This window comes from Rhizobium leguminosarum (assembly GCF_019798305.1).
Taxonomy (GTDB): Bacteria; Pseudomonadota; Alphaproteobacteria; order Rhizobiales; family Rhizobiaceae; genus Rhizobium; species Rhizobium leguminosarum_U.
The window spans coordinates 40096-63515 of record NZ_JAAXDD010000007.1 but is presented as its reverse complement, the minus strand read 5'-3'; the positions used below and the strand labels follow the sequence as shown (position 1 = coordinate 63515).

The 23420-nt window shown below is 61.0% G+C and carries 24 protein-coding genes; 12 read left to right on the top strand and 12 right to left on the bottom strand.

Translation table 11 applies throughout. The features are described from left to right. The first annotated feature begins 82 nt into the window (after positions 1 to 82). The 6 genes from HFO99_RS13920 (at position 83) to HFO99_RS13895 (ending at position 6691) form a co-directional block, all read left to right on the top strand. On the top strand, positions 83 to 991 hold the full coding sequence (locus tag HFO99_RS13920) for a LysR family transcriptional regulator (RefSeq protein ID WP_017967962.1): 909 nt from the start codon (positions 83 to 85) through the stop codon (positions 989 to 991). Positions 992 to 1110: 119 nt separating this feature from the next. Further along, complete coding sequence (locus tag HFO99_RS13915; RefSeq protein ID WP_222361818.1) at positions 1111 to 2271, top strand: ABC transporter substrate-binding protein; 1161 nt, start codon at positions 1111 to 1113, stop codon at positions 2269 to 2271. A gap of 228 nt (positions 2272 to 2499) precedes the next feature. Further along, positions 2500 to 3486 carry an ABC transporter ATP-binding protein gene (locus HFO99_RS13910; RefSeq protein ID WP_222361817.1) on the top strand — a complete coding sequence of 329 codons (987 nt, stop codon included), beginning with the start codon at positions 2500 to 2502 and terminating at the stop codon, positions 3484 to 3486. Continuing rightward, a complete protein-coding gene (locus tag HFO99_RS13905) occupies positions 3483 to 4448 on the top strand; it encodes an ABC transporter permease (RefSeq protein ID WP_222361816.1) in 966 nt (321 codons plus the stop codon). The genes HFO99_RS13910 and HFO99_RS13905 overlap by 4 nt, the downstream gene beginning before the upstream one ends. Beyond that, the gene (locus HFO99_RS13900; protein WP_130701620.1) at positions 4438 to 5250 is read left to right on the top strand and encodes an ABC transporter permease; all 813 of its coding nucleotides are present in this window, start codon (positions 4438 to 4440) and stop codon (positions 5248 to 5250) included. Before HFO99_RS13905 ends, HFO99_RS13900 begins: the two co-directional genes overlap by 11 nt. 13 nt (positions 5251 to 5263) lie before the next feature. Continuing rightward, on the top strand, positions 5264 to 6691 hold the full coding sequence (locus HFO99_RS13895) for a gamma-aminobutyraldehyde dehydrogenase (RefSeq protein WP_222361815.1): 1428 nt from the start codon (positions 5264 to 5266) through the stop codon (positions 6689 to 6691). Between the two features lie 138 nt (positions 6692 to 6829). On the opposite strand, the gene HFO99_RS13890 is transcribed toward HFO99_RS13895, so the two are convergent. Continuing rightward, positions 6830 to 7444, bottom strand: a complete 615-nt coding sequence (locus HFO99_RS13890) for a YjbE family putative metal transport protein (protein WP_222361814.1) — start codon at positions 7442 to 7444, stop codon at positions 6830 to 6832. Positions 7445 to 7611: 167 nt separating this feature from the next. On the opposite strand from HFO99_RS13890, the gene HFO99_RS13885 reads away from it, so the two are divergent. Beyond that, on the top strand, positions 7612 to 7785 hold the full coding sequence (locus HFO99_RS13885; protein ID WP_004678026.1) for a DUF1328 domain-containing protein: 174 nt from the start codon (positions 7612 to 7614) through the stop codon (positions 7783 to 7785). A 285-nt stretch (positions 7786 to 8070) separates the two neighbouring features. Here HFO99_RS13885 and HFO99_RS13880 read toward each other — a convergent pair whose 3' ends face one another. From HFO99_RS13880 to HFO99_RS13870, 3 genes are read right to left on the bottom strand one after another with little or no spacing between them, the layout of a single operon-like run. Beyond that, positions 8071 to 8517 carry a DoxX family protein gene (locus tag HFO99_RS13880; protein WP_222250326.1) on the bottom strand — a complete coding sequence of 149 codons (447 nt, stop codon included), beginning with the start codon at positions 8515 to 8517 and terminating at the stop codon, positions 8071 to 8073. Between the two features lie 57 nt (positions 8518 to 8574). Beyond that, on the bottom strand, positions 8575 to 9039 hold the full coding sequence (locus HFO99_RS13875) for a tetratricopeptide repeat protein (protein WP_222361813.1): 465 nt from the start codon (positions 9037 to 9039) through the stop codon (positions 8575 to 8577). A 20-nt stretch (positions 9040 to 9059) separates the two neighbouring features. Next, a complete protein-coding gene (locus HFO99_RS13870) occupies positions 9060 to 10034 on the bottom strand; it encodes an MBL fold metallo-hydrolase (RefSeq protein ID WP_222361811.1) in 975 nt (324 codons plus the stop codon). A gap of 298 nt (positions 10035 to 10332) precedes the next feature. On the opposite strand from HFO99_RS13870, the gene HFO99_RS13865 reads away from it, so the two are divergent. Together HFO99_RS13865 and HFO99_RS13860 are read left to right on the top strand one after the other, a co-directional pair. After that, complete coding sequence (locus tag HFO99_RS13865; protein ID WP_222361810.1) at positions 10333 to 11088, top strand: sigma-70 family RNA polymerase sigma factor; 756 nt, start codon at positions 10333 to 10335, stop codon at positions 11086 to 11088. After that, positions 11085 to 11885 (top strand): anti-sigma factor family protein, encoded by an 801-nt coding sequence (locus HFO99_RS13860; RefSeq protein ID WP_222361808.1) that lies wholly within the window; start codon positions 11085 to 11087, stop codon positions 11883 to 11885. Before HFO99_RS13865 ends, HFO99_RS13860 begins: the two co-directional genes overlap by 4 nt. Before the next feature lie 54 nt (positions 11886 to 11939). On the opposite strand, the gene HFO99_RS13855 is transcribed toward HFO99_RS13860, so the two are convergent. Together HFO99_RS13855 and tal are read right to left on the bottom strand one after the other, a co-directional pair. Continuing rightward, the gene (locus HFO99_RS13855) at positions 11940 to 12608 is read right to left on the bottom strand and encodes a DUF1345 domain-containing protein (protein ID WP_222361807.1); all 669 of its coding nucleotides are present in this window, start codon (positions 12606 to 12608) and stop codon (positions 11940 to 11942) included. A gap of 93 nt (positions 12609 to 12701) precedes the next feature. Then, entirely contained in the window at positions 12702 to 13667 is a 966-nt protein-coding gene (gene tal, locus HFO99_RS13850) for a transaldolase (RefSeq protein ID WP_222310136.1), read from the bottom strand. Positions 13668 to 14092: 425 nt separating this feature from the next. On the opposite strand from tal, the gene HFO99_RS13845 reads away from it, so the two are divergent. Then, positions 14093 to 15073 carry a sugar-binding transcriptional regulator gene (locus HFO99_RS13845; protein ID WP_222361804.1) on the top strand — a complete coding sequence of 327 codons (981 nt, stop codon included), beginning with the start codon at positions 14093 to 14095 and terminating at the stop codon, positions 15071 to 15073. Between the two features lie 198 nt (positions 15074 to 15271). Here the strand turns inward: HFO99_RS13845 and HFO99_RS13840 are convergent, their stop codons facing one another. Beyond that, positions 15272 to 16144, bottom strand: coding sequence for a methylated-DNA--[protein]-cysteine S-methyltransferase (locus tag HFO99_RS13840; RefSeq protein WP_064249366.1), 873 nt, complete (start codon positions 16142 to 16144; stop codon positions 15272 to 15274). 179 nt (positions 16145 to 16323) lie between these two features. Then, positions 16324 to 16821: a DUF2244 domain-containing protein gene (locus HFO99_RS13835; RefSeq protein WP_222362079.1), complete on the bottom strand. Its 498-nt coding sequence runs from the start codon at positions 16819 to 16821 to the stop codon at positions 16324 to 16326. Here HFO99_RS13835 and nth point away from each other — a divergent pair. After that, positions 16820 to 17626 (top strand): endonuclease III, encoded by an 807-nt coding sequence (gene nth / locus HFO99_RS13830; protein WP_222334047.1) that lies wholly within the window; start codon positions 16820 to 16822, stop codon positions 17624 to 17626. The genes HFO99_RS13835 and nth overlap by 2 nt on opposite strands. 39 nt (positions 17627 to 17665) lie before the next feature. Here nth and HFO99_RS13825 read toward each other — a convergent pair whose 3' ends face one another. After that, entirely contained in the window at positions 17666 to 18379 is a 714-nt protein-coding gene (locus HFO99_RS13825) for a sulfate transporter family protein (RefSeq protein ID WP_222361802.1), read from the bottom strand. A gap of 235 nt (positions 18380 to 18614) precedes the next feature. On the opposite strand from HFO99_RS13825, the gene HFO99_RS13820 reads away from it, so the two are divergent. Continuing rightward, complete coding sequence (locus tag HFO99_RS13820) at positions 18615 to 19469, top strand: MurR/RpiR family transcriptional regulator (protein WP_064249362.1); 855 nt, start codon at positions 18615 to 18617, stop codon at positions 19467 to 19469. A gap of 53 nt (positions 19470 to 19522) precedes the next feature. Here HFO99_RS13820 and HFO99_RS13815 read toward each other — a convergent pair whose 3' ends face one another. From HFO99_RS13815 to HFO99_RS13805, 3 genes are all read right to left on the bottom strand, one after another. After that, positions 19523 to 21106, bottom strand: coding sequence for an FGGY-family carbohydrate kinase (locus HFO99_RS13815; protein ID WP_222361800.1), 1584 nt, complete (start codon positions 21104 to 21106; stop codon positions 19523 to 19525). Further along, positions 21106 to 21795 (bottom strand): HAD family hydrolase, encoded by a 690-nt coding sequence (locus tag HFO99_RS13810; RefSeq protein WP_222250339.1) that lies wholly within the window; start codon positions 21793 to 21795, stop codon positions 21106 to 21108. The genes HFO99_RS13815 and HFO99_RS13810 overlap by 1 nt, the downstream gene beginning before the upstream one ends. Before the next feature lie 97 nt (positions 21796 to 21892). Further along, the gene (locus HFO99_RS13805; RefSeq protein WP_222334039.1) at positions 21893 to 23374 is read right to left on the bottom strand and encodes a mannitol dehydrogenase family protein; all 1482 of its coding nucleotides are present in this window, start codon (positions 23372 to 23374) and stop codon (positions 21893 to 21895) included. Positions 23375 to 23420: the final 46 nt, after the last annotated feature.

Below are 23420 nucleotides of genomic sequence, written 5' to 3'. Positions count from 1 at the left end.
GACCCATTTTGGGAAAACACCAAAAAAGGTCCGCTTTTTCCGGCCGCTTGTCATGGCCTGTTCCGCCATGCTCTAAACGCCCATGGCCTTCACGCTTCGCCAGGTTCAATATTTCGTCGCCGTCGCCGAACAGGGTTCGGTGACGCGAGCCGCACAGAATCTTTCGATCTCGCAATCCTCGGTGACCGAAGCACTGAAGGAGCTCGAAACCGACCTCGGTGTCGAGCTCTTCGAGCGCCATCCGCGTGGCCTGACGATCACCCATAACGGCCACCAGTTCCTGCGCCACGCGACGAAGATCCTCGCCTCTGTTTCCGATGCGCGGACCAGCTTCTCCGGCCAGCAAAGTGCTCTTTCCGGCACACTGAACATCGGCGTCACCTCGCTTGTCGCCGGCTACGTCCTCTCCGATCTCTTGGCGCGATACCGCCGCGCCTGCCCAGGCATCGAGGTCAGCGCCATCGAGGACAATGGCGGCTATCTCGAACATCTGCTGGTCGGCGGCGAATTGGATGTCGCCGTCATGGTGATATCAAACCTGCGCGACCGCATGGCGCTGCAGGCGGAAATCCTCGAAACCTCGCCCTATCGGCTATGGCTGCCGATGGGCCACCCGCTGGTCTCGGCCGACATCATCTCGGTCGCCGATATCGCCCGCGAACCGCTGATCATGCTGACGGTCGATGAAATCGAGGAGAACACCGGCAAGCTGCTCTCAGCACTCGGCGCCCGCCCGCATGTCGCCTTCCGCACTCGCTCGGTGGAGGCGGTGCGCAGCCTGGTTGCGACAGGCGCCGGCGTGGCGCTGCTTCCCGATCTGGTCTATCGCCCGTGGTCGCTGGAAGGCGACCGCATCGAAAGCCGCGATGTCTCGGGCTCGCTGCCGGTCGTCCAGGTCGGTATGGTCTGGCGCAAGGGGTCCAGCCTGCCGCAGGCAGCACGCGATTTTGTCGGCATCGCAGAAAGCATGCGCTCCGGCCGCGTCCGCTGATATCGGAATTTCCGATATCGCCTTTCTGATAAATGAATTTGCGAAAGCGAACTTTTCACGTCACCTTTTCAACCGGGAACAAAATGCCACAGAAGTGGCGCCAAACCGGGAGACGGATGATGACGAATCTCTTGAAATCCTGCACGGCAGCTATCGCCTGCGTGAGCTTCGCCACGCAGGTGATCGCCGCAGAACCGCTCAAGGCACTCGGCAAGGGCGAAGGTGCGGTCAGCATCGTGGCCTGGGCCGGCTATATCGAGCGCGGCGAAACCGACAAGAATTACGACTGGGTCACCGATTTCGAGAAGGAGACCGGCTGCAAGGTCTCCGTCAAGACCGCCGCCACCTCCGATGAAATGGTATCGCTGATGAACGAGGGCGGCTTCGATCTCGTCACAGCATCGGGCGACGCCTCGCTCCGCCTCATCGCCGGCAAGCGTGTCCAGCCGATCAACACCGATCTGATCCCGAGCTTCAAGACCGTCGACGAGCGCCTGCAGAACGGCCCGTGGTATACGGTCGGCGGCGTGCATTACGGCGTGCCCTATCTCTGGGGACCGAATGTGCTGATGTATAATACCGATGCCTTCAAGGACAAGGCGCCGACCAGCTGGAATGTCGTCTTCGAAGAGCAAACGCTGCCCGACGGCAAGTCGAACAAGGGCCGTGTCCAGGCCTATGACGGCGCGATCTACATTGCCGACGCCGCGATGTATCTGATGGCCCATAAGCCGGATCTCGGTATCAAGGACCCCTACGAGCTGAACGAGGACCAGTACAAGGCCGCCCTCGACCTGTTGCGCGGCCAGCGCAAGCTCGTCTCCCGCTACTGGCACGACGCGATGATCCAGATCGACGATTTCAAGAACGAAGGCGTCGTCGCTTCCGGCTCCTGGCCCTTCCAGGTGAACCTGCTGCAGGCCGACAAGCAGAAGATCGCCTCCACCTTCCCGGATGAAGGCGTGACCGGCTGGGCCGATACTACCATGCTGCACGCCGACAGCGAGCATCCGAACTGCGCCTATATGTGGATGGAACATTCGCTGAAGGCCAAGGTCCAGGGTGACGCTGCCGCCTGGTTCGGCGCCGTTCCCTCCGTTCCCGCTGCGTGCAAGGGCAACGAACTGATGGGCGATGCCGGCTGCGCCACCAACGGCTTCGATCACTTCGACAAGATCAAGTTCTGGAAGACCCCGGTCGCCAAATGCGCCACGCAGAGCGAATGCGTGCCGTACCATCGTTGGGTGTCGGATTATATCGGCGTGATCGGCGGGCGGTAATTTACGCCCTCACTGAGATGACCGTTGTAGCGTGAGACCCCTGCCCTACCCCTCCCCACAAGGGGGAGGGGCTCCGAGTGGCACCGCCGAATTCCTGCCGAAACGCCAAGGTATTTGCGAAAGGGGTACGGCAGATTAAGCCCCTCCCCCTTGTGGGGAGGGGTTTGGGGCGGGGTCATATAAACCAAGACCGCAGCCTCTCTAAAGGCAAAGAAGCCGGAGCCCCCAATGACGTCAGCCGTCCGTTTCCAGCAGGTATCGCGCCATTTCGGTCAGGTTCGCGCCGTCGACGGCGTCGATCTCGAGATCGCGCCGGGCGAGTTCTTCGCAATGCTTGGCCCCTCCGGCTCAGGCAAGACCACGTGCCTGCGATTGATAGCCGGCTTCGAACAGCCGACATCGGGCCATATCCAGATCTTCGGCGAGACGGCCGAGGGCGTCCCGCCCTATCGCCGCAACGTCAACACCGTATTCCAGGACTACGCGCTCTTCCCGCATCTCAATATCCTCGACAATGTCGCCTACGGGCTGATGGTCAAGGGCATCGGCAAGGCGGAACGGATGAAGGCGGCAGGCGACGCCCTCGAGCTCGTCAAGCTGCCGGGTTACGGCGCCCGCCGCCCCGGCCAGCTGTCCGGTGGCCAGCGCCAGCGCGTGGCGCTGGCCCGCGCACTCGTCAACAAGCCGAGGGTGCTGCTGCTCGACGAGCCGCTCGGCGCCCTGGACTTGAAACTGCGCGAACAGATGCAGGAGGAGTTGAAGAGCCTCCAGCGCGCGCTCGGCATCACCTTCATCTTTGTCACCCACGATCAGGGCGAGGCCCTGTCCATGGCCGACCGCGTCGCCGTCTTCAACGATGGCAACATCGTCCAGGAGGGCACGCCGCAGGATATCTACCGCCGCCCGAAGAACCGCTTCGTCGCCGATTTCGTCGGCTCGTCGAACGTCATCGCGCCTGATCTGATGGCCTCGCTTGGCGGCGAAAGACGCTGGGCTAGCCTTCGTCCCGAAGCAATCCGGCTGGCCGGCGACGGCGTCGAGGCGCAGGTCGACAATGCGAGCTTCCTCGGCGCAGCCACGCGCCTCACCGTTGGCCTGCGGGGGGCGCGGCTGCATGTGATGCTGCCGGCGGGCGCAGATGTGCCTGTCGTCGGCGCCGGCATTTGCCTTGCCTGGCAGCCCGGCGATATCCACTACATGGATGACGCGGCATGACGGCGATCTTCATCACCACCAATGAGGCGACATCGATTCTTCCGGGGCGCGGCGGCCTCTTCGGCCGGCTATCCGATGCCTTCTGGCGGCACCCGAAACTGCTGCTCTTCCTGATGCTGACGCCGCCGCTGCTCTGGCTCGCCATCATCTATATCGGTTCGCTGCTCGCCCTGCTTCTGCAGAGTTTCTTTTCGATCGACGATTTCTCGGGCCTGGTGAATTACGAATTCACCCTTTCGACCTATGCGCAGCTTCTAAACCCGACGAATTTCGACATCATCATCCGCACGTTCGTCATGGCAGCGCTTGTGACCATCGCTTCCGCCTTTATCGCTTTCCCGATCGCCTACTACACAGCGCGTTATGCGCAAGGCAAATGGAAGGCGCTTTTCTATCTCGGCATCATGCTGCCGCTCTGGTCGAGCTATCTCGTCAAGATCTACGCCTGGAAGCTGATCCTCGCCAAGGAAGGCATCCTCACCTGGATCTTCGAGAAGCTGCATCTCTCCTGGCTGCTGGACGGACTCCTGAACCTGCCTGTTATCGGCGGCAATTCGCTCTCGGTGAGCTACCTCGGCACCTTCATCGTCTTCGTCTATATCTGGCTGCCTTATATGATCCTGCCAACACAGGCAGCCCTCGAGCGTGTGCCCGGCAACCTGATCGAGGCCTCGTCCGATCTCGGCGCCACGCCGCGCCAGACCTTCCGCACCGTGCTGCTGCCGCTGGCATCGCCCGGCATCGTCGCCGGCTCGATCTTCACCTTCTCGCTGACGTTGGGCGATTATATCATCCCGCAGATCATCGGCTCGTCCAGGCTCTTCATCGGCCAGGCGGTCTATACCCAGCAGGGAACGGCCGGCAACGTGCCGCTGGCGGCCGCCTTCTCCGTCGTGCCGATCGTCATCATGGCGCTCTATCTCTGGCTCGCCAAGAAACAGGGGGCCTTCGATGCGCTCTGACCTCAAGACATCGCCGCTTCCCCTGAAGATCGCAGCTGCCGGCGGGCTGCTCTTCCTGCACCTGCCGATCCTCTTGATCTTCGTCTACGCCTTCACGACGGAGGAGAAGAGCTATCAGTGGCCGCCGCCTGGCCTGACGCTGCAATGGTTCACTGTTGCCTGGAACCGGCCTGATGTCTGGTCGGCGCTTGGGCTTTCCGTGCAGGTCGCCGTCATCGCTACGGCGATCGCGCTGGTGCTCGGCACGCTCTGTGCGGCAGCCGTCAGCCAGACGAAATTCTTCGGCCGCGAGGCGATCTCACTGCTCGTCATCCTGCCGATTGCGCTCCCCGGCATCATCACCGGCATTGCGCTACGTTCCGCCTTCAGCCTGTTCGATATCCCGTTTTCGGTCTGGACCATCGTGCTCGGTCACGCCACTTTCTGCGTCGTGGTCGTCTACAACAATGCGGTCGCCCGCTTCCGCCGCACCTCAGGCTCGCTGATCGAGGCCTCGATGGATCTCGGCGCCGACGGCTTTCAGACCTTCCGCCATGTCATCCTGCCGAATATCGGCACCGCACTTCTTGCCGGCGGCATGCTCGCCTTCGCGCTGTCCTTCGACGAGGTCATCGTCACGACCTTCACCGGCGGCCAGCAATCGACCTTGCCGATCTGGATGCTCGAAGAACTCATCCGCCCGCGCCAGCGCCCGGTCACCAACGTGGTCGCCATGGTCGTCGTGCTCGTTACCTTCCTGCCGATCCTGGCAGCCTATTACCTCACCCGCGACGGCGACCAGATCGCCGGCGGCGGCAAATAAAAGGGAGAACATCATGGATATCCAAATGTTGATCGGTTCCCGCTTTGAAAAAGGCACGGAAACGGAAGAGCACGTCCTGAACCCCAAGACGGGCGAGACGGTGCTGGACCTTGCCGAAGCGTCGCTTTCCCAGGTCGACGCTGCCGTCGACGCCGCCGAAAAGGCCTTCAAGACCTGGTCACAGACAACGCCCGGCGAGCGCTCCGGCTACCTGCTGAAGATCGCCGATGCAATCGAAAAGGATGCCGTCGGCTTCGCCACGCTGGAAGCGCTGAACTGCGGCAAGCCGATCAATGCGGTGCTGAACGACGAAATCCCGGCGATCGTCGATTGTTATCGTTTTTTTGCGGGCGCCGTGCGCAACCTGCACGCACCAGCAGCCGGCGAATACCTGCCCGGCCACACCTCGATGATCCGTCGCGATCCAATCGGCATTGTCGGCTCGATCGCGCCGTGGAACTATCCGCTGATGATGATGGCCTGGAAGCTGGCGCCAGCGATCGCCGGCGGCAACACCGTCGTCTTCAAACCCTCGGAGCAGACGCCGCTGACGGCGCTGAAGATGGCCAAGCTACTCTCCGAAATCCTTCCCCAGGGCGTCGTCAACGTCATCCTCGGTCGCGGCGAAAGTGTCGGCAATGCGCTGATCAATCACGCCAAAATCGGCATGGTCTCGATCACCGGCGATGTCGCCACCGGCAAGAAGGTGCTGCAAGCTGCTGCCAAGACGGTCAAGCGCACGCATCTGGAACTCGGTGGCAAGGCCCCGGTCATCATCTTCGACGATGCCGATATCGATGCCGTCGTCGCGGGCATCCGTACCTTCGGCTATTACAATGCCGGCCAGGATTGCACGGCTGCCTGCCGCATCTATGCCGATGCCAAGGTCTACGACAATTTTGTCGCCGACCTCTCCTCCGCCGTCTCGAGCATCCGCTTCAACCAGGCCGATGATACCGAAAACGAGATCGGCCCACTGATCTCCAAGCGCCAGCGCGACCGCGTCGAAAGCTTCGTCGCTCGTGCTTCCGAGCACAAGCACATGGAAATCACCGCCGGTGGCAAGGTCTCCGGCGACAAGGGCTACTTCTTCACCCCGACCGTCATCGCAGGCGCCACGCAGGACGACGAGATCGTCCGCCGCGAGGTCTTCGGCCCGGTCGTCTCGGTCACCCGCTTCTCCGATACCGACGACGCCGTTGCCTGGGCAAACGACAGCGACTACGGCCTGGCCTCTTCCATCTGGACCAAGGATATCGGCCGCGGCATGAAGACCGCCGCCCGCCTGCAATATGGCTGCACCTGGATCAACACACATTTCATGCTGGTCAACGAGATGCCGCATGGCGGCCTCAAACAGTCGGGCTACGGCAAGGATATGTCAGTCTACGCGCTGGAAGATTACACGGCGGTGCGCCACGTGATGATCAATCACGGCTGACGGCGAAAGATATCCCATGGATATGAACCGCGCCTCGGGCCGACCGACTGCTCGACGGCGACATCCGCATCCTCGACCGCGAACTCGTTTCCGGCAGCCAGGAGAAGACCGGCCTGCTGCCACACGGCCGGAATTATCTCAGGCCGTGTGGCCGTAAAGCGCCAGCAATTGGCCGCCGCCGCTCCAGATCATGTCAAGCGCGACATAGACGATGATCGCAAGGCCGATCCAGCCGATCCACCTGAAGCGGTTGAGCAGCTTGGCGACGAAATTCGACGCGACGCCCATCAGCAGCACCGAAACGATGAGGCCGAAGATCAGCGCGTTGACGTTCTCTTTCGCAGCGCCGGCGACGGCGAGCACATTGTCCAGCGACATCGAGACGTCGGCGAAGATGATCTGGCCGATCGCCTGCCGGAAGAGCTTCGGCTTGATGTGGGAGACGTCATGCGCTTGCTCCTCGTCGGCCGAGAGAAGCTCGCGGCCCATTGTCCAGCAGATCCACAGCAGCATCAGGCCGCCGGCAAGCGTGATGCCGGTGATGACAAGAAGCCTGGCGGCGATGACGGCGAAGATGATGCGGATGACGGCCGCCGCTGCAATGCCGACGGCGATCGCCTTGCCGTGCAGCTCGCTGACGAGGCCGGCCGCGGCCATACCGATGACGATGACATTGTCTCCCGACAGCAGGAGATTGATCATGATGACTTCGAAATAAGCGGAGATTGTATGTTGGTCCAGAAAAGCTGGCATGATGGCGGAGCTTTCATCGATGGGCAAATCGACAATCTCTTGAAACAGATCATTTAGGCTTTGAAAAGAGCCGCATTTCCCTAGAGAGAACGCCAGCCCATTTCAAACGAACTGGAACAATTTGCCGGTTGCTGCGTCTTTCCCAGGCAACCGTAAAGGATGACGTCATGTTGAAATGGGCTCTGATATTTTTCGTGATTTCGATCATCGCCGGCTTCTTCGGTTTCTCCGGCGTCTCCGCCGCCACCGCGACGATAGCCCGCGTTCTCTTCGGCATCGCGCTGGTGATCTTCCTGATCTTCCTTGTCCTTGCACTGATGGCTGGCCAGGCGGTTCTGTAAGCGGACGGACTGCTCGGCGCAGCCTAAGGCATGTCGCGCAAAAGTGTGCAGCGGCCTTGCAAGCACGACATGTGGAAAGCAAAGGGAATTGGAAAGATCACGACGCGTCTTAGGCTCGTTCCGACACACGATTCGAAGGAGAGGTTGAGATGGAGGGGCGGCGCGGCTTCTCGCCCCTCTAGTCGGCCCTCCGGTAATGGGCGGCGCCCCTTTTGATCCCGCCGCATATTCCACGTGCCATCGTCATTCGTTCTCTTGCCAAGGTATGCTGACTTCGGCGCATATTCACGACAACGCCGCCCTGAGCCAGGAATGCATCCCGGCCCGCTTTCTCAGCAGCCTGTCGATCGATATGGCTCCCGCGCCCGAAGCGGCCAGGACGAACATGCCGCCGGCAATCGCCAGGTCTTTCTCGAAATGCAGCAGCTCGTTCTGGCTCGCAAAGTTCGTGTGAAAGAGCAAGGCGGTCGCCAGGCAGAAGAGCCCCAGCGCCAGTGCGCCCAGCCGAGTGAGGAAGCCTGTAGCAACGGAAAGGCCGGCGCCGATCTGAAGGGCAATGGTGGCAAGCGCGACCGGCGTCGATAGTCCCAGTTTCGCGAAAATGTCGATGGTCGCAGTGATATCTGCCGCGAGCGACCAACCTTCGTGCAGGAAGATCAGCGACAGTAGGAGCCTGCCGAGGAAGAGAATGAGATCGGCCGGTCCGGGCCGACTTGAGGCGTTTTCCATCATACCCTCCAGTTAGAAGAGCAGGCGGCTCTCCCGCCTGCTCTTGCGTTCATATGCTCGTCAATTGCCACCCTTGGCCGCAATGACCTTTTCCAGATCTTCGAGTTCCTCGCAGCCGCTCGGACAAAGTTGCTTCAGCGATGACACCTGCTCCTCCGCCTTCGCCATCTCGCCTGTCTCGACATAGAGTTCGCCGAGATATTCACGCGCTGCCCTGTGATCGGGCTGCAGCTCCAGCGCCTTGGTATAGTAGGTCAGCGACGTTCTGTAGTCGCCGGTCTTGCGCAGCGTATATCCCATCAGATTATAGACATCCGCCTGCTGGTTGTCTTCGGCAAGGCCGCGAAGCTCTGCCAACGCACCAGCATAGTCCTTGGCATCGATCTTGGCGCGCGCCGAGGTCAGGTCGGGAGCGTCTGTCGCTTGCATGTTGTCGACGGCAAAGGCGGGAAGCGCCGTCACTGCGGAGAAGCCTGCGGATATAGCGCAAAGCCAGATGTATCCGAGAATTGCATATTTCGTCATGGTGATCTCCTTTCGGCCTTTCAGGCCTGGATTGTCGGCGTGAAGCCATAGGCGCTTCCGTCCTTGACAAAGGTGCCGGAGCCAGGGAATGGAAAATGAGAGCCGCAAATCGCGATATTGTCGGCAATGACGCGGTCGATAAGACGGCGGCGCGTGTCGATGGCCGTCGGCCCATCCTGGTCGTAGCTGCCTTGCCATTCAGGATGGGGTGCGAGCAGCGCCGGCACATACATGATATCGGCCGAGACGAGCAGTTGCTTGCTGCCGGAGGCGACAAGATAGGTCGAATGGCCGGGCGTGTGGCCGGGCGCGGCGACAAGCTGCACGCCGGGTGCGACTTCGGCGCCATCGGCGACGAGCTTCCAGTTCTTCCATTTCGGAAAGACCTCGGCGATGCGCTTACCTGCCGGCTTGCGGCCTTCGGCGAGCTTTTCGACGCGGCCGGGCGCGGTCCACCAATTGTATTCGTCGGCATTGACGATGAGCTCGGCATTCGGGAAGATGGGATTGTTGGTGCCCTTTTCCATCAGTCCCCAGACATGGTCGGGATGGAAATGCGAGATCATGATCGTATCGATCTTCTTGTAGTCGATCCCCGCTGCGGCCATGTTCGCCGGCAGATGGGTGGCATTTTCCTGCCACTGGCCGACGCCCGAACCGGCATCCATCATGATCAGGCGGTTACCGAGCTTCAGGACCACGACGGTCAGCGGGATCGGCATGAACTCGGTGGGAAGCCCGGCCTTCGACAGCGCCTCCTCGGTATCCTCGATCGAGGCATTCTTGATGAAGGCCGGGTCATGCGGCTTTCTCCAGATGCCGTCGTAGATTGCCGTGATCTCGATATCGCCGACCTTGTATTTATAAAAGCCAGCCGTCGGCTCCAGCGGTGTTGCAGCAAATGCCGGCATGACGAATTCAAGCTTCGACGACAGCCCGAATGCAGCAGCCGCAGCAGCCGACCCCAGGACGGCGCGACGTGACATGGTAAACATGATATGCCTCCTCTTGTTGATGGCATTTCTGGTGGCGAAGACGGCTATTGCTCAGATGTCCTCGCTGACAAACTAGATCGCCGGCGGGGAACGCTTATTCCCGATCTTGGGCGTTATTTCTTCAAGCGATTGAAAAACAAGCGTGATTTCTATCGCATGCGACCAGCATCCCGCTGCATGCAGAAAAATCGGCGCCGGCGTGGAATAAAACCGCGCGCCGATCGGTCTAGACGGCAGGGGCCGCATTGCATGCCTGCCGGTCTCACGCCTAAATTCGGCTGCTGTTGAGGCAGGGAGGATGATGACAAACGTTCAGATCACCTATCCCGTCGGATCGACCGATTGGATGCTGCTGTTGGCCCGGCACGCGTCAAGAACCCGCATTCGACCATCACCGCTAGCGGTGTTTCTCGGCGGCCTGGGCCGACTATTGCACCTCATGGTCTCGGAGAAATCGAGCAGCGATCCGATCGCTTCGACGGCGGATGCGACCATGCAGCACGAGTTTATGCAGCGCTTTCAGGACATGATCGTTCCGCATCTTGACGCGGCCTATAATTTTGCCCGCTTCCTCAGCCGCGACGCCGATGCCGCACAGGATATTGTTCAGGAAGCGTTCCTGCGCGCCTACCGCAATTTCGAAACCTATCGTGGCGGCGATCCGCGCGCCTGGCTCTTTGCCATTGTGAGGAACTGCTGCCACGTCTGGCGCCAGCAGGATCGCCGCAAAGCGCGGTTCGAGCAGCCTATGGGCAATGACGGTAACGCTGACCCTGATGAGGGTGGTGAGTACCAGATCGCCTCAGAGGAGGATTCGCCGGAGACAGAAACAATCCGGCGAAGCGAGCAGCAGCGCGTGCGCGCTGTTATCAGCCGGCTGCCGGAGGCGATGCGGGAAATTCTTGTCTTGCGCGAGCTTGAGGATCTCTCCTACCGGCAGATCGCCGAGATCATCGATGCGCCGATTGGCACTGTCATGTCGCGGCTTGCCAGGGCGCGGCGTGACTTTGGCGAAGCCTGGGATGCCTGCAACAAGAGCGAGACCGCAGGATGAGTGAAGCCCAACGGAAAGGCTGCCCGGAATGGCGCATCATGCTGCACGGCTTTGTCGATGGCGAACTGGATTCCGCCCATGCAGCGCAGTTCGAGAATCATCTTGCCACCTGTGCGCATTGCAGGGCGGAGATGGAAAGGGTCCGTGCCGTGCGAGAGATCATCGATCAGGATGGCGTCAAGTGGCCGCCGCCGGAGGCACTGCGTTCGCAGGTCCTGTCGATGCTGTCATTCGAACAGGCAGCGGCGGCGTCCAGCCTGCCCCCGCCGCACCAGGCGCCTTTCTGGCACCGCGCTTTGGATTTCATTCGGCAATGGAGCTTCGTGCCTTCGCTCGCGGTCCTGGCGGCAGGCGCCATCCTATTTGTCAACACGCCGTCGCAGACCGTGCTCTTGCAGGACCAGATCATGGCAAGCCATGTCAGGTCGATGATGGCCGATCATCTGACTGACGTGCTGACTTCGGATCAGCATACAGTAAAACCTTGGTTCAACGGCAAGGTCGATTTTTCGCCGCCGGTCAGCGATCTCGCCAAGGATGGCTTTCCGCTGGTCGGCGGACGTGTCGACTATATCGGTGATCGCGCCGTTGCGGCCCTCGTCTACCGGCGCCATGGCCATGTCATCAACCTGTTCATCTGGCCGACGGCATCGGCCGCGCAGACGACGACGGTGCATGACGGCTACAACATGACGCAATGGTCGGATGGCGGGCTCGTGTTCTGGGCAATTTCGGATGTCGCCGCAGGCGACCTGGCCGAGTTCGAGTCCGTCTTCAGGGCGGCGGCGAGAGCATGATGCCTAAAAGTGTGAGCGGTTTTCGGATGACATCATGCTCCACTTTTTGATGATCTAAAGCAAGCTCGCCCCGACATTGACCGCAAGCGCCAGGATCGTCGTGTTGAACAGGAACGACAGCACCGCATGCAGCAGCGTCAGCTTGCGCATGCTGGTCGAGCTGACCGCGACATCCGCCGTCTGAGCGGCAACGCCGATGGTGAAGGAGAAATAGAGGAAATCCCAGTAGCCGGGCTCCTCGATTCCGTCAGGAAACTTGAGCCCGCCTTCTTCGTTCGAACCACCATAGAAATAGTGGGCATAATGAATGGTGAAAAGCGTGTGCAGGAAGATCCAGGAGATCAGGATCGTCAGCACCGCGACACCTGCCCGTGCCAGCGCGACATCTGGTGCCGCCTCCTTGATCGAATGAAGCTCGAGGCCGATGCCGGCAACGCTGGCAAGTGCGGCACCGATCGAAAGAGCCAAGAGGACGGTGTCGGAGAAATCGAGATCCGCCGAGCGTTTCCGGATGCTTTCAACCGTGGCCCGCAGCATCTTGCGCCAGCTGAGAGCGACAAAAACACCGGCGCTGACATTCCAGCCGAACAGGATGTTGCCGGCGCTGACCTCACGCGAGGTCACAGCCAAGAAGACCACCAGTCCGGCAAGGGCGGCGATGATGAAGCTCGCATGCTTATAGGCAAATGCCGTGAGCGAATTTGCTCGTTCCTCATCCGCCATATCAGTCTCCGACAGCATATGCCCTTGATAACAGCACGAAAAAGACGCGCCTGCCAGCCGGCAGCCGCGCCTTAGATTGCATGCCGTGCCTTATCAGGCGGCGGCGAGCTGCAGTTCCTTCTGCACCATGGTGCGCAACGTTCCCAGATCCTTGGCGAAGGCGCGGATGCCTTCGGCGAGTTTTTCCGTCGCCATCGCGTCTTCGTTCATCATCCAGCGGAAGGTCTTCTCGTCGACCGAGACCTTCGGGTCCGGCTTGCGGCTCTCCGGCGAGAGCTTGCGCTCCAGCTTGCCTTCATCCTTGGCGAGCTCGTCGAGCAGGTTCGGGCTGATGGTCAGGCGGTCGCAGCCGGCAAGGGCTTCGATTTCCCCGGCGCTGCGGAAGGAGGCGCCCATGACGATCGTCTTGATGTCGTTGGTCTTGTAATAGTTGTAGATTTCACGGACGGAGATGACGCCCGGATCTTCCTCAGGGGTGAACTCCTTGCCGGTCGACTTCTTGTACCAGTCGAGGATGCGGCCGACGAAGGGCGAGATCAGGAACACCTTGGCGTCGGCGCAGGCGATCGCCTGGGCCTTGCTGAAGAGAAGCGTCAGGTTGCAGTCGATGCCTTCCTTCTGCAGCACTTCCGCGGCGCGGATGCCTTCCCAGGTGGAAGCGAGCTTGATGAGGATACGGTCCTGGCCGATGCCGCGATCCTTGTAGGCGGCAATGATTGCGCGCGCCTTGGCAAGCGAAGCCTCGGAATCGAAGGACAGGTCGGCATCGACCTCGGTCGAGACGCGGCCGGGGACGAGCTTCACCAATGCTGCACCAACGGAGATGGCGAGACGATCGGCGACGGCAGAATAAACGGCTTTGGGATTGCCGCCCTGCTTCTTGCCCCAGGCGACCGCTTCCTTGACGGCGTCGGCAAACATCGGCGTGCCGAGAGCCTTGAGCACGATGCTGGGGTTTGTCGTGCAATCGACCGGCTTCAGGCGGGCGACGGCTTCGATGTCGCCGGTATCGGCGACAACGGTGGTAATCTCACGGAGTTGGTCAAGCTTGGATGTCATGGTCAATAATCCTTGTTGAACTTGGGCTGCGACCGGCGCGAGTTCCGCCGGGCGAGGTGATCTACCGACAGGTTGTTTGCATGCTGCAGGCGAAAATGCGCGCATCCGTCACGGATGATTCATAAACGTGAAGGACAGTGGCCCTGTTCCGGCCGCGAACGAACGGCTGCTCAAACGCAAGCGATGCCGCTTGGGGCTGGAAGGCCGGTCGTGACTTTCGGCATGCCCGCACTATGTCCTCCTCGGACGGACAAGAACGACGTATGTCACCCGGACTATCGCCATTCGTCTAACGAAAAGTCAAGGACATTTGTGCATTTCAATTGACATAAGTGTCACACCCGTCATTATCCCCGGCAACTAAAGCGTCGCTAAGGCCTTTCATCCCACGAGGGATCTAGGGCGCGAAATCGTGCGGAGGAGATGTGGTCAAGCTCAAACGCGGCACGCACACGGCCTATTCGGAGGCATCCTCGCTGCGGCTAAGGGCGGCATGGCTCTATTACAACGAGGGTCTGACCCAGAAGGACGTCGCCGAACAGCTCGGCATCAGCCGCACCACGGTGATCCGCCTGCTCGACGAGGCGATGAAACGCAGCGAAGTCCAGATCTGGATCAACGATTCGATCGGCGACTGCGTTGAACTTTCGGTGAAGCTGGAGCGTGCCTACGGCCTCGACGAGGCGATCGTCGTCCCTGCGCCGGTCAATGGCGACGTCAATTCGCTGGCTAAAAATGTCGGCCTGGCGCTTGGCCAGTTCCTCTCCGAAGCCATCCCGGATGACTACACCATCGGCGTCGGCTGGGGCCGCACCATGACTGCCTCGCTGTCGAGCTTCCGACCGCCGCGCCGCGCCAATTGCAAGGTCGTCTCGCTGCTCGGCGGCATCGTCGCCGTGCATCAGACGAACCCGATCGATTACACATGGCGGCTGGCAAACCAGCTCGGTGCCGAATGCTACATGTTCCTGGCGCCGCTTCTCGTCGATTCCATCGAGACCAAGCGCAATCTGATCGAGAAATGCGGGCTGGACACGATTTATCGTCTCGCCGAGAACCTCGATCTGGCAATCGTCAGCTGCGGCGATATCGGCCCGCATTCGACCTCGCTATCAGAAGGCTGGATATCGAAGGCCGAGTTACAGGAGTTGATCGATGCCGGCTGCGTCTGCGACACCATGTTCAACTTCCTCGACAAGGACGGCAATTCGGTCGACCATTCGATCAACCGCCGCGTCATGTCGGTCGACCTCGACACGCTGAAGGAGGCAAAGCACATCGTGCTCTCCTCCGGCGGCGCCCATCGGGCCGTGGCGATCCGTGCGACGATCAAGCGCATCGGCTGCAACACGCTGATCACCGACGAAAGTGCGGCACGAGCGTTGCTGGAATTGGCAGAGACATAACAGCTTGCCTCTTCTCCCCAGCGGGGGTTCGACGGACGGGTCGAGACCCGTGGCTCGACCCCGGTCGGTGCCGGCAGGCGGCTGGGGGTGAGTGACGCAAGGAGCGAACGGTCAGAGCGACAGGCGACGAACGAGCTACGTCACCGCCCTCGTCCATCCCTTCTTGCCACCTTTGCCGCCAGAGGAGGCGGCACGCTATCAGGCGTGCGCCGATTCCCAGCCGAGCATCGCCCGTTTGCGGGTGAGGCCCCAATGGTAGCCCGTCAGCGCGCCATTCTTACCGAGCGCCCGATGGCAAGGCACCACGAAGGAGATCGGGTTTGCCCCGACCGCCGCACCCACGGCGCGTTGCGCCGTCGGCCGGCCGATATCGTTGGCAATATCGGAATAGGTGACGGCCTTGCCGAACGGGATTTTCAGCAGGCTCTGCCAGACGCGCACCTGAAAATCTGTACCGATCAGCACGACACGCAACGGCTGGTCGCAGGACCATTTGCCGGGCTCGAAGATGCGGGCGGCATAGGGAACCGTCGCCTGCAGGTCTTCGACATAACAAGCGTTCGGCCAGCGGCAGGTCATATCCTCGAGGCAGGCCCTCTCGTCGCCGGAATCGCTGAAGGCAAGGCCGGCAAGGCCGCGGTCGGTCACCATGATCAGCGCCACGCCGAACGGGCAGATGTGGAAGCCGTAGCGGATGGTGAGACCACCGCCCTTCGCCTTCCATTCACCGGGCGACATCGCCTCATGCGTGACGAAAAGGTCGTGCAGGCGGCTCGGCCCGGAGAGGCCGACCTCGATCGAGGTCTCGAGCAGCGGCATATCTTCCTTGCGCAGCAGCCGCTTGGCGTGGTCGAGCGTCACCGCCTGCAGGAAGCCTTTGGGCGATAGCCCAGCCCAGCGGGTGAAGGTCTTCTGCAACTGGGTCGGCGACTGATTGAGCCGCGCAGCGATCGCTTCCAGCGAAGGCTGGTCGCGGTAATCCTCGGTGATGAGCTCGATCACCCGACGGACAATGTCATAATCAGGGCCGCCAGGCGTGATGTCTGTCTGCAGGTTGGCAATCATATTCATCGTCTTTCTCCTTGTAACGAGGAGATAGTCAATAGGGGGTGAGCAAACCACCCGATTCTTGCGTAGCCGCTGGATAGAGCAATGCCAGAAAAAGTGCGAAGCGGTTTTCCGTCCGGAATTGCGTAAAAACAAAAGCTAGAGCGGTTCTGCGCTTCCATGAAAAGCTGAACCGCTCTAGCTCAGATCCGCTGCTTGACCGTCGCCAGTGCTCCCTTGAAGGCCTTGGCGAAGCTTTCGCGATCGTCGGGATTGAGGAAGGACCCGATATCCGTACGCCGGCCCTCGCCGAAGATATGCATGGAAAGGATGCCGATCTCCTGGTGCCGGCGAACGAGGAAGCGCGCCCAGAACGGATTGAAATGATGCTCCACCATCCGTCCCGATGGCGCAAACTTACGCACCGACACATCCGTGCGCGACACCGTCACCTGTTCACGCGCTTTCCCGGAGCGATAATTCAGCCAGAAGGCGCCGTAGAGAAGTACGAAATCCATTCCGAAGAAAAAGCCGATCGGCCAAGCCCCGGTCGCGATGAAGAACATGCCATAGAGGAAGCAGACGGCGCCGGACAAGGCAAGTAGCACCTTGAAGCCCCGGCGGCCGAGCGACCGGTGGGGAAAGAGCTCGGCGACGAAAACAGGCTGCTCGTTGAAGCTGTCGGCGTTGCTTTCCATCATGGCTGCTGAGTATAGAGTTTCCATGGCAAATCCGAAACTCAAATCCGTGACGAAGATGGCTCAGGGCACGAATGTGATCGTCCACCGCAAACCGGCAGCCGCAGTGCGCACGGCCTATTCCCTGGCCGAGCGCGAGGAGATCTTCCGCCGCTTCTCGGTGCAGCGGCCGGAGCCGAGGGGCGAGCTCGAGCACACCAACCCCTTCACGCTCGTCGTCGCCGTAGCACTTTCGGCGCAAGCGACCGATGTTGGCGTCAACAAGGCGACCCGCGCACTCTTCAAGGTTGCGGATACGCCGGAAAAGATGCTCGATCTCGGCGAGGAGCGGCTGCGCGATTACATCAGAACGATCGGCCTCTACCGCAACAAGGCGAAAAACGTCATCGCGCTCTCGCAGATGCTGGTCGACCAATTCGGCGGCAAGGTGCCGGAGACACGCGACGAACTGGTGAGATTGCCGGGCGTCGGCCGCAAGACCGCCAATGTCGTGCTTTCCATGGCCTTCGGCCAGGCGACGATGGCCGTCGATACGCACATCTTCCGCATCGCCAATCGCATCAGGCTTGCCCCCGGCAAGACGCCCGACGAGGTCGAGGCGCGGCTGATGAAGGTGATCCCCAGCCACTACCTCTATCACGCCCATCACTGGCTGATCCTGCATGGCCGCTACACCTGCAAGGCGCGCCGGCCCGAATGCGAGCGCTGTATCATCGCCGATCTCTGCAAATCGCCGGAGAAGAGTTGGGATGTGCCGGCACCCCTGGTCGAGCTACCGCCGCAGGTGATCGGCGAGGCCGTTGAATAGATCGCGATGGACGACGTCTCCGCCCTGCCCGGTTGAAGCTCAGGCTCGAAGACCTGGATCCTTAGCGGAAATCAGCTTGTGCAGATGCACCATCATGCCCGCGGCAAAGAGCGGCGTCAGAAGATTGACGATCGGGATCGCCAGGAAAAGGGCGATCACCAGCCCGCCGAGAAAGACGGTCGGCGCATGCTTGGTGCGGAAGAGCCGCGCCTCATCCGGCGAGCGGAAGCGCATGGCGGCGAATTCGAAGAATTCCCGTCCGAGTAGATAGCCGTTCACCAGAAAGAACGCGACCAGATTGACGCCCGGAATGAAAAGCAGCAGCAGCGCCACGATGTTGCCGAGGATCACCACGCCGAGGAACTTGACCGAGCTTGCCATCGCCGGACCGAGTGGCATGGCGGTGCCCGGCGCGTCCTTGGGATAGTCGCGTTTTTCGATGACATCGGCGACATCGTCGAGAAACAGGCCGGCGATCAGCGCCGTGACTGGCGAAAGAAGCAGCGCCAGCATTAGCGCAAGGCCGATACCGGCCAGGATCGCGAAGAGGAAAGCGAACCAACCCGCCCAATCCGGCATATCGGGAAAAAAACCCGTGAGCCAGGGAAAAAGGAAGGCCATGAAGGCCCCACGCAGCGCGAACCAGAGGCCGACGAGCACGAGAATCGTCAGGCCGAGCACCTTCCAGAAGACAGAACGTGTTTCCGGCGCGAACAAATTGGTGAGCGATAGTCGAGCGGCGTCAAGAATCATGTCTCAGGCGTCTCCGGTTGCGCCGAAGATGTAGGAAAGATGGAGGCCACCGACAAGAGAGAATAAAATTGCATTCTGTAATAGAAAACTTGTCGAAAACCAAATACTAATATAATATTGTGACGCATATGAAATACGCACGGGCCTGAGAAGCAGCTTCCGAAATAGTTGCAAAGACAAGGGGTCGCAACAGCGCATCCACGGAACGCCTCTGAGGGAAGACGGGGAGGCTGACGTGGAAGACTTTGTGCACAAACTCAGGCAATACGCAAAAACCGGCACACCGGCCGAACGCCGTATCGCGAAATATTTCACCGAACACCTCAACGATCTGCCGTTCGAGACGGCTGCGTCCGTCGCCGACAGGCTGGATCTCTCGCCGATGACCGTCGGGCGCTTCCTGCGCGCGCTCGGCTATCAGGGATTGGACAGCGTCAAGGTGGAGTTTCGTGAGACCGTGACGACATCGCCGGCGCAATTACAGAGCGCCATGAGCGAGCTGCATGCCGACGCCGCGGAGGGCAAACCGCTCGCCGTGCTGGTTGCCGAGCAGATCCAGGCCCTCCATCATATCTATCATCTGACGGCGCAGCCGCACTGGTCAGAAGCCGTGAGTTTGATCAGCACTGCCCGCGAAGTGTCGATCGCCACGCATGCGCGGCTCTCGAGCCTGGCCAATCATTTCTGCCAGCGGCTGACGCAAGCCCGCGACGGCGTGCGCACGCTCGACGCCGCCGACAACCGTTTTGCGGAACTCTTCGCCCGGCTGGCAGTCGACGACGCACTGCTTGTCATCATCGACTGTCGCCGCTTCGCCAAGGCACGGCTGTTGGCCAGAACCGCGCGGCGCTACGGCTATAAGGTCGTCCTCATTTCGCCGCAGCAAGCGGACTGGATGGCGGACCAGTCGAACGTCATGCTGGCCTTGCCGCCCGCTCGCGCTCCCGATCTCGACAACCTTCCGCCGCTGATCGCGCTGCTCGATTGCCTGTCGGAATCCGTCATCCTCCAGGTCGGAGAGGAGGCCGCACTTCGCCGCCGCCGCATGATGGAATTCGCGACCGTCCTCGGCGAGACGGCAAGCCATTAATTTGAAAGCTTATGCGCAGATTCAATTTAATGGAGCGTCCTTAGAGCGGCGCTCTATTGCATCGTTTCCAATTCAACGCGGTGCCGGTGCATGGCGAGAAGACGGCGGTAGTCGCGATCGTAGAGCGCCTGCTTCGCTTTGTCGGGAAGTCGTTCGTCGCCGCCCGGATACATCGCTTCGCCGGCCGTCGCCAGATCCTTGTACAAGCCGCAGGCGACGGATGCTGCGATCGCCGTGCCAAGCAGCACAACCTCGTTCATCTTCGGCACCACGACCTTGCAGCCGGTCGCATCGCTATAAAGCTCCATCAGCACTGGGTTCTTCACATGCCCGCCGGCAATATGCAGCGTATCGGGCATGTAGCCGTATTCCTTCATCATTTCCAGGATATGGCGGATGCCGAGCGCAATCCCCACTGCAGAGCGCCAATAGAGCGCGCAGAGCCCGTCGAAGGACGTGTCGAGCGTCAGCCCGCTAACGACGCCGACGGCATGCGGATCGGCGAGCGGCGAACGATTGCCATGAAAATCCGGCAGCACGAAGATCCGTGCACCGAAGTCATCGCCCTCCTCGGCCCGCAATTCGGCGATGCGCGCGACGATCTTCTGATGCAGCGCTGCCGTCGGCTCGCCACCGGCCGCATGCATGCGCGCGATGTGGTCGAGCAACGCGCCGGTCGCCGATTGCCCGGCCTCCACCAGCCACGACTGCGGGAAGACAGCCTCGTAATAGGGACCCCACATGCCATGGCTCGGCTTGCGTTCCCGCGAGAAGCTAACGATGCAGCTCGATGTGCCGGCAATCAGCGCCAGCTGGTGCTCGCGTTTGACAGGATCGGCGGCATAGCCGCCGAGCGCGCCAAGTGCGCCGGCATAGGCGTCGATCATCCCGGCAGCGACATGGCAGTCCGTCGTCAGACCCAGCGCTTCCGCCGCTTCCTGCGTCAGCCGGCCGACGCTGTCTCCGACAGGCGTGGTCTCATCCGGCAGATGGCCGCGCGCCTGGAGGTCCTCGAGGCCGATCCGTTCCAGGAAATCCTGCTGCCAGCCCTTTTCGAGATGGGCGAGATAGTTCCATTTCGCGGTCAGCGTGCAGCGTGAACGGGCGGGCGATCCGGTCGATTTCCACGTCATGAAATCAGCGAGATCGAAGAAGTAGCCGGCCTTTTCCCATGTGGCGGGCAGCTTCTTCTTCAGCCACATCAGCTTCGGCATCTCCATTTCCGGCGACATCACGTGGCCGGAATGTTCGAGCACCCTGTGCTGCGTCGCCGTGCAAAAATCGGCTTCCTTCAGCGCCCGATGATCGAGCCAGACGATCGTGTCGAAACGCCTCTCCCCGCCTGTGGAAACGCTGAGCTGCCGGCCCTCGACGTCACGGACGACGAGCGAACAGGTGGCGTCGAAACCGATCGCTCCGACCGAGGCGGCGGCGATGCCGGATTGCTCCATCGCCCTGCGCACTGCCGTGCAGGCGGCCGACCAGATATCTTCGGAATCGTGCTCGGCATGGTTTTCGCGCGGCCGGTTCATCACGATCGGGTGCTCGGCCTTGGCGAGCAGTCGGCCACGTGCATCGAAGACGCCGGCGCGCGCACTGCCCGTGCCGATATCCACCGCAACCACATGATCACGCATCAAGTCTTGGTCCCGTCCAGCTTATGGTTGCGGACAAGGTGTATCAAATCCGGCATGGCGTCAAACACCACTTCCGGCGAAAGGCGGTCGAGTTCGGCACGGTATCCGGCAAAGTTGGCGTGTGATCCGCCGGTGAAGGCGAAGACCGTCATGCCTGCCGCCTTGGCGGCGGCAACGCCGGCCGGGCTGTCTTCAACGACAAGGCAATGAGCCGGCTCGACCTGCATTTCACGTGCCGCATGCAGGAAGAGATCGGGTGCCGGTTTGCCGCGCTTGACCATCGTCGCGCTGAAGATGTCGGGCAGCTTGTCGAGAAGTCCGGTCACCGACAGCGACAGCCGGATTCGCTCCATCTGGCTGGACGAGGCGACGCAACAGGGAACGCCAAGCCCGTCGATCGTCGCGGCGATACCCTCGATCGGCTTCAGTTCTGTGCGAAAACGGACGTAGAGATCGGTGCGGATCCGCTCGAGGAATTCCTCGCCAGCATGGACGTTGAATTCGGTTTCCAGCGTATCGATGAGGGTCGACAGGCTGCGGCCGAGAAAACGCTCATAAGCCTGGTCCTCGGTGATCGAGACGCCGAGATCGTTCATCGCCCCGACGAGCACGCTAATCGAGATCGGCTCGCTGTCAACGAGCACGCCATCGCAATCGAAGATGACCAGCCGTGTTTCAGCATCAGCCATGGAAGACCCAATCTGAGTTCAATTCGGACGCGATACCGTCCCGCTTTACTCGCAAGGCCGGATGAATGGCGGCAGCAGATACCGCCATCGGGTATCCTTACACTGCGAGCTTGCTGTCGAGATAGAGCTGCAGCGTCTCCCGCGTGCCCTTTTCCCACAGGGTTTTCAGAGCATGGGCGAAACGCTTGCGGAAAATTTCGGATTTCGCCACTTCGCCGAAAATATCGTCGAAGACGAGGAAGGCCGACGGGTCGTCCTTGGCTTTGAGCGCCGCCGCATGCAGGCGCTCTGCGCTTGCGTCGTTGAAGACGATATCCTGGCCGCTGTCGGTCTTGCCGGCGAAATAGCGGCACCAGAGTGCTGAAACCAGCGCCAGGCCAACGACGTCCCTGCCCTGACGCAGATTGTCGAGCGTCGACGGCAGGATGAATTTCGGCTGACGGTTGGAGCCGTCTTGCGCCAGCCGCGGAATGGTGTCGGCGATCTTCGGATTGAGCAGGCGGTGTTCGATCAGGGCGAAATAATCGGTCAGCGACGTATTCGGCACCGGCGGCACGATCGGGATGATCTCGTCCTTCTCGAGCTTGGCGAGGAAGGCGCGGATCAGCGGGTCTTCCATGGAATCATGAACGAAATGAATGTCCATCAACGCCGCCGGATAGGCGATCGCGGCATGCCCGCCGTTGAGGATGCGGATCTTCATGTGCTCGTAGGGCGTGACATCGGGGACGAAGGTGACGCCGACCTTTTCCAGCGCCGGCCGGCCGGCGGTGAACTTATCCTCGAGCACCCATTGCTTGAATTCCTCGCAATAGACTGGCCAACTGTCCTCGATCTGGAAATTGTCCCGGAGGAAATCGACCTCGCGCTGGCTGGTCGCCGGCGTGATGCGGTCGACCATGCCGTTCGGGAAGGCGACATTCGCCCGAATCCAGTCGGCAAAGGCAGGGTCCGAAAGTGCGGCCGTGCCGACAACGGCATTGGCGGTCACAATGCCATTGTGGGGAATGTTGTCGCAGGACATGACGGTGAAGGGACCGATGCCCTTGTCCTTGCGCGCCTTCAGGCCGGCGACGATCAGGCCGAACACCGTCTTCGGCGCGTTGGGATTTTGTCCGTCGGCGGCGATCGCCGGATGGGTCGGATTGAAGGTGCCCGACGCGTCGATGAAGTAGCCGCCTTCGGTGATCGTCATCGAGACAATGCGGATCTCGGGATCGGCAAGCTTGGCGATGATGGCAGCGGCATCGCCGACCGGCAGGATATCGATCATCGGTGCGGTGACGCGCGCCGCCGTCTTGTTATTGTCCTGTTCGACCACCGTCGTCAGGAAATCCTGCGCCGCAAGCTTTTCGCGCATGGCCGCGTCGGAGGGAAGCACGCCAGCGCCGACGATTGCCCAGTCGTGATCCGTGCCCGCGTTGAAAAGATCGTCGAGATAGATCGCCTGGTGGGCACGGTGGAAATTGCCGACGCCGAAGTGCACGATGCCGGCTTTCAGCGATGCCCTGTCATATCCAGGGATGGCAGCCGTGCGCGCCACATCCGAAAGTGTTGCCAGCGATAATTTGCACGTCATGTTTCAGTCCTCTTGAAGGTCTTCCGGAAACGGCCGGGCGCCATCG